The following is a 6,000-nucleotide window of genomic DNA, read 5'->3' on the forward strand; positions in this document are numbered from 1 at the left end:
AGCTCCACTCGTCTGTGAATGGGAGGGCCGCCGGCGGGGCTGTGCCGATGGCCTCGTCGAGGCGCGGGCCTCGTCCGGTTTTCGACATTAACAGTACGCTTGTCCTGTGAGCACATCGGGGGCGGGTCATCGGGCGGTCACGGGCCGGGTCGCGCCGATTCGGCGGGTGGAATCATGTGGCGCGGTGAGGTGATGTGACAAGCCGTCCCGTACCCTGCGATTCGTGACCGCTCCGCACACCTCGGTTTTCACGCCCATGAAGGCGGAACTACCGCCGAACACCAACCTCGATGCCATCATCGCCGATCTCGCCGATGATCATGTCGCCGCCCCCTCCGGACGCGACCAGGAGGCCCTGGCCGCCATCGCCACCGAGGCGCGAGAGCACGGCATCCAGCTCGACATCGTTGTGGTGCAGGGCAACCCGGGCATCGAGGCCAACCTGCGCGATCTGGCCAACGAGGTCGGCAAGATCGAGCACGGCACCGTGGTGGTCTTCAGCGACGACTGGGTGGGCACCTACAGCGACCAGTTCAACCGCGGGCGGCTGGAGTGGGCCGAGGACAAGGCCAAGTACCGGGGCCCCGAGCACACCACCGAGGCCGCCCGGGTCTTCGTGGATCGGCTCGAGCAGCCGGAGACGGTGTCGTGGACGGTGATCACGCTGGTCATCCTGGGTGTGTTGATCGCGACCATCGGCGGGCTGTACGCGGTGAAGGTGCGGCGCGGGCAGCGTGCGGCGGGGGAGCCGACGCTGGTCGGGTAGGGCGTTCGCGCTGGGAGACGGTGTCTCCGTTCGGGGTTCGGGTTCGTCCCGGGCCCCTTTTTCATGCCCGGATGCGGAGCGCCAGCTAGACGGACCGTCCGGTTTGTATGCGACACGCCGAAAACGTACCGAATGGCGTGTGTTGTGACGTATGTGAACCATGGGGCCTACCTGCAACTTCTTGGCTACCAGTGAATTACACGCTTGTCATTGTGGCGAGCCTGACTTGTCCGGTCCTTGACGTGCCGTACGGTTTCGCGATGGCACGGTTGGGGTTTTTGTGCCGGATGGGACTCCAGGGAGGTGCGATGCGACAACCGGCGAAGCGACAGGGACGCCCGGTGCGGGTCGCTACGGAGTTGCTCGTAGCGCTCATCGTGCTGGCATTGCCCATGGCCAGCGGGCACGCGGTGCCACCGCCGCCCCCCAACCCGAGCGACAGTGACCTCAATGCGGCGGGCGCCCAGGTCGACGCGGGCGTCGGTGAGGTCGGCGCGCTCATCAATCAGGTGGCCGCGGCCGAACAGCAGTTGCAGCAGCTCGACGACGCGGTCGCCGGCCGCCGCGAGGCCGTCAACAAGGCTCTGGTGGATCTGCAGATGGCCCGCGACGCCGCCGACACGGCCGCCCGCGCGGTCGCCCAGTGCCAGCAGGACCTGACCGACGCCGGCGCGAAAGTCGATAGCGCGCACGGGGATTTCGACAAGTACGTCGCCCAGGTCTTCATGCGTCCCGGCTCCACCTCGCTGATCTCCTATATGGCCGCGCCCAGCCCCGAGATCGCGCTCAACCGCGCCCAGGTGCTGACCATCGCCTCCAAGAACCAGCAGCAGGTGGTCGACGGCCTGCGGCACGCCCAGGTCGACCAGGCCAACAAGACCTCCGCGGCCAAGCAGGCCCAGCAGGCCGCCGACGCGGCCGCGGCCGCCGCCGACGCCAAGAAGGCCGAGGCGCAGCAGGCGGTCAAGGCCGCCCAGGCCGAACTCGACCAGCAGAACTCCCGGCGCAACGACCTTGTCGGGCAGCGTGATTCGGCCCAGCAGCGGCTGGACAAGGCCCGCGCGAATGTGGCGGGCCTGCAGAGCCAGCGCGACACCTTCGTCGCCTGGGACCAGCAGCGCAAGGCCGAGGAGGCCGCGGCTCGTGCCGCCGCCGCGGCCGCCGCGGCCCGCGTGGCCGCCGACCGTGCCGCCGCCGAACGCGCCAGCCAGGTCGGCCAGGGGCATCGCCCGCACGTCGTGCAGGACCCCTCACCCCCGCCGAAGCGGTCCATCCAGCCCAGCCGCCCGAGCGGCTCCAGCTCCCAGCTCATCGAAACCGTCGTCGACCGCGCCATGTCCCAGCTCGGCGTCGTCTACGCCTGGGGCGGCGGCGACGAGGACGGCCCGACCCTAGGCATCCGCGACGGCGGCACCGCCGACAGCTACGGCGACTACAACAAGACCGGCTTCGACTGCTCGGGCCTGATGATCTACGCCTTCGCCGGCATCGGCGTCTCCCTGCCCCACTACTCCGGCTACCAATACACCATGGGCACAAGGGTTCCCGTCTCCGAACGAGCCCGAGGCGACATGCTCTTCTGGGGCCCCGGCGGCAGCGAGCACGTCGCCCTCTACCTGGGCAACGACAAAATGATCGAGGCGCCGCAGTCCGGCGAGGTTGTCCGCGTAGCCCCCGTCCGAGAAGACGGCATCATGCCCTACGCCGTCCGCATCGTCTCCTGATTCATCGCTGTAGGTTCTCACTGAAAATGTCCAAATTCTCAACAGATGTCACGAGCCTGTCCTTTTAGCCAAATTGATGAGAACTTCTCCTAGGCGGCGTTCGGTCGCAGGGGGATCATGTTGCTATGGCCGTTGTAGGCCACGGCGAGCATTGGGCTGGCCTGGCTGGAGTGGTTCATCGGTCCGAAGTCGCCTGTCAACAGACGCGACGAAGGCCGCTTTGTGGAAACAACGTTGCGACAGTTGCCTTTCGATGACGTACTGGATGGCCTGCCCGTGCGTGAGTTCAGATCGTGGAAGGGGCGAAAGCACTACTCAGGCTGGTACTGGTCGTCGACGATGGGACGCCACGTGGTCTATGAGAGTCGGCTGGAGATGGCGAGAATCCTTCTGGCAGATCAGGATCCGTCCGTCATGAGGATTGCAGCTCAACCGTTCCTGATCGAGGGGGTCGATGATTCTGGCCGGATCCGCCGTCATGTACCGGATCTCTTGCTGGAAACTGCCGATGCTGTTCTGGAGCTCGTTGATGTGAAATCGTATGAGCGGCTTGGAGATCCGAAGGTTGCTGCTCAACTCGCATGGACGCGGAGGGTATGTGATCAGATCGGGCTGGCCTGTGAGGTATGGAGCGGTGCTGACCCAGTATTTTTAGCCAACCTGAGCTTCTTAGAGCCCCTATCGGGTTCGGTTGCTGAGTCGTCGCCAGCAGATGAGTGCTGCGGCGAGGTCGAGGAATCCGTGGTGGATGTCGGTGCGGCGTTCCCATCGGATGGCCAGTCGCCGGTACTGGTGTAGCAGGGCGAAGGTTTGCTCGACGATCCAGCGGCCGGCGGTGACTTTGTCGTGGGTGCCGCGGCGGGCGATGTAGCCGGTGATATGTCGTTGCCGTAGTTCGGAATAGACGCTGGGGTAGTCGTATCCCTTGTCGGCGATCAGGTTGGTGATCCGGTGTCGGGGTTGGCCCGCACGACCGCGCAGGGGCCGGACCCGGTCGAGCAGTGTGGGCAGCATCAGGTGATCGTTGACGTTGGCCGCTGACAGCGCGACGGCGAGCGGGAATCCGTTCCCGCAGGTCAGGATGTGGTGCTTGGAACCGGTCTTGGCGCGGTCGACCGGGCTCGGACCTGTTGCGGCGCACCTTTTTTCGCCCGCACGTGCGAGCCGTCGACCATGACCCGGTCGAAATCGATCAACCTGGCGGCATGGGCACGGGCGAGCACGGCTTGATGGATCTGCTCGAATGCTCCGGCTGCTTGCCAGTCCCGCAACCTGCGCCAACACGTCATTCCGGACCCGAACCCCAGCTCCTGGGGCAGGTCTTCCCATCCGATCCCGGTGATCAGCACGAACAAGATCCCCTGCAGCACCCGTCGACTGTCCATCTGCGCCGGTCCCGGTGTCCCGGCCGGTTTCACCGGCAGTAGCGGTTCGATTACCGCCCACAACTCGTCATCCACGATCCAGGGTGCTGCCACAACGAAACATACTGCACTGCAACGCAACCCGACGACAACTGACCGAACCTGTTAGGAGCTCTAAGTAGCCGAATGTCGAGCATTTCGAGTCGTCTGCGCAGCGGGTTGTCCAGTGCCACCCGCGTGGACCCCGGTGGCCGATGGTCCACGTCGCCGACAGGCATAACGATAGAGAGGTACGCGCAACCATCGTCCGCGTCATCGCCGACCATGTCCGACCCGCCGCTGAATACAACTGGTCAACAAGCCGGCTGTTTCCAGCGCCGACCGTAGGGCGCGCGGGTCCCGGACCGAACTCGGCAGCCCCGACATCCTCGACCCCGAGTGGCAACTGGATCTCACCGCGCACCTGATCAGGTCGTAACGGCGCCCTCGGGTCGTGATGGCGGTCAGCGTCGATCGTGTCGGCCGCGAGGAATCTGTGTCCACCGACGCTGCCGCGGTTGGCGTGCAGGGCGACCAGTTGCGTGGCGTCGCCGACCGGGCCGATCAGCCCGCCGTAAGCGGCCCCGTCGAGTTCGAAGGGTTGCAGTGCGACGAGCTTTCCGACGCGAGCGCCCACAATCCCCGCAGGCAGCATCGCAGCGACCAGCGCAGTGACCAGGCGCGGAAGTCGTTGATATGGGGTCGCTTGTGTTCTACTCGTCGAATCCGAGCTCAGAGGGAGTCTTCGAAGAATGGTCGATCGAATGGCGGTGTCACGACTGCTGGTGGCGTGTGCGGTTCCGGTGCTCCTGACCGCGGGGTGCGGCGAGGAGGGAACCACATCGGACGGCAGCATCCCGGCCGGTGAAGTGCAGGCCGTCACCACGACCTTCGAGCGGTTCTTCGACAGCTCGATCGCCGTCGACCAGAAGGCGGCACTGCTGGAGAACGGTCAAGTCTTCGTGGAAACGCTGGAGCGCCAGGCGAATTCGTCGATCGCGGGCGGCGCGACGGCGAGTGTCTCGCAGGTGGACGGAAACGGACCCGGTCGCGCGGCCGTCACCTTCACCATCAACAAGCACGGGATTCCGCTGCTGCTCAACCGCCATGGCACCGCACTGCGGATCGACGGCTCGTGGAAGGTCGCTGCCCAAACCTTCTGCGATCTCCTGCGTGTCCAAGGCGGTCCGCCGGCGGTCTGCGACGCCGCGCCCGCCACCGCACCGTCACCGACCCGCTGACCGCCCTCGATTCGGCAATCGCCTTCAGCACGTCCGCTATTGGCACCCCTACTACTTATGTCGTTCAGGTTCGGTGCGGTGACTCCTTTGGCTCCCCAGGACTGTTGAGTCCTCACTTAAAGGCGGCGGGCGCTGTGTCCGGCGTGGATATGGCGGCGGGATCTGGTTGGCACGGTGTGTCTTCCGGGTGCCGCCGTCGATACCGGGTTCGATAGGTCGTGGTTCGAGCCCGCCTGCACGATCGGACATCTCGTGACCACTGAGCCGTCGAACTCTCATGCAGACCGGTGCCGTGCAGGTGCGCTGGGATCGCGAACAGCTCATCGGAGGCCAGCCCATCGAGGCTCGTAAGTAGGGCGCTGCGCGTTCTCACCCGGGTTCGAACCCGGCATGAACCCGACCCCGGACGGGAAGCCGACCTGCACATCAGCCCTGGCTGAACCGACCTTCGCCACGGCCGGCGGAACCCCGCCGAGCTGACCCTCTACCCGCCGGTCCCCGCCCGGCCAACGGGTCCGAGCCAGGCCGGACGGGGATGTGCGGCATATCCACACGAGTCACCCGACCGTGGCCCGACCGGATAACCGCTGATCATGATAGGTACGCGCATGCGCACCCACGGGTCACCACGCCGCGCGGCGGATACGAACAACCCATGACAAACACGCGGCCCGCTCGCCCGCCCGCGCGGATTGGCAGGAGCCTCTTCGGTTTCCGAGAAACCTTCCAGCCCTTCAGGGTTCGCTGTGCCTTGCTGTGCGCTGCTCGCAGGCGCATTCGGGGTAGTCCAACGGCGGGGTGTACACCGTCGCGCCGCAGACGCGGCACTGGTGTGTGCGATGCCCGGTCCGTGCCGGGGAACTCCC

Annotated in this window: 5 protein-coding genes; 4 read left to right on the forward strand and 1 reads right to left on the reverse strand. The window is 66.0% G+C overall.

The annotated features are described in order from the left end of the window. Nucleotides 1–223: 223 nt before the first annotated feature. The 3 genes from ON33_RS32455 (at nt 224) to ON33_RS40215 (ending at nt 3,288) form a co-directional block, all read left to right on the forward strand. Nucleotides 224–766 (forward strand): Rv1476 family membrane protein, encoded by a 543-nt coding sequence (locus ON33_RS32455; protein ID WP_051153247.1) that lies wholly within the window; start codon nt 224–226, stop codon nt 764–766. Between the two features lie 308 nt (nt 767–1,074). Then, the gene (locus tag ON33_RS32460; RefSeq protein ID WP_040862950.1) at nt 1,075–2,490 is read left to right on the forward strand and encodes an NlpC/P60 family protein; all 1,416 of its coding nucleotides are present in this window, start codon (nt 1,075–1,077) and stop codon (nt 2,488–2,490) included. Between the two features lie 276 nt (nt 2,491–2,766). Next, the gene (locus tag ON33_RS40215) at nt 2,767–3,288 is read left to right on the forward strand and encodes a TnsA-like heteromeric transposase endonuclease subunit (protein ID WP_245550968.1); all 522 of its coding nucleotides are present in this window, start codon (nt 2,767–2,769) and stop codon (nt 3,286–3,288) included. Here the strand turns inward: ON33_RS40215 and ON33_RS40220 are convergent. Further along, nucleotides 3,169–3,968 (reverse strand): IS5 family transposase gene (locus tag ON33_RS40220; protein WP_085996873.1). Its coding sequence is split into 2 segments (ribosomal slippage): nt 3,169–3,626 and nt 3,626–3,968, totalling 801 coding nucleotides; the frame shifts between segments, so codons are not numbered across the junction. The genes ON33_RS40215 and ON33_RS40220 overlap by 120 nt on opposite strands. Nucleotides 3,969–4,645: 677 nt before the next feature. Between ON33_RS40220 and ON33_RS38790 the strand changes: the two genes are divergently transcribed. Beyond that, nucleotides 4,646–5,134 carry an MTB12 C-terminal domain-containing protein gene (locus ON33_RS38790; protein ID WP_051153248.1) on the forward strand — a complete coding sequence of 163 codons (489 nt, stop codon included), beginning with the start codon at nt 4,646–4,648 and terminating at the stop codon, nt 5,132–5,134. The last annotated feature ends 866 nt before the right edge of the window (nt 5,135–6,000 follow it).

Origin of the sequence: Nocardia niigatensis NBRC 100131 (assembly GCF_000308655.1) — a bacterium.
Taxonomy (GTDB): Bacteria; Actinomycetota; Actinomycetes; order Mycobacteriales; family Mycobacteriaceae; genus Nocardia; species Nocardia niigatensis.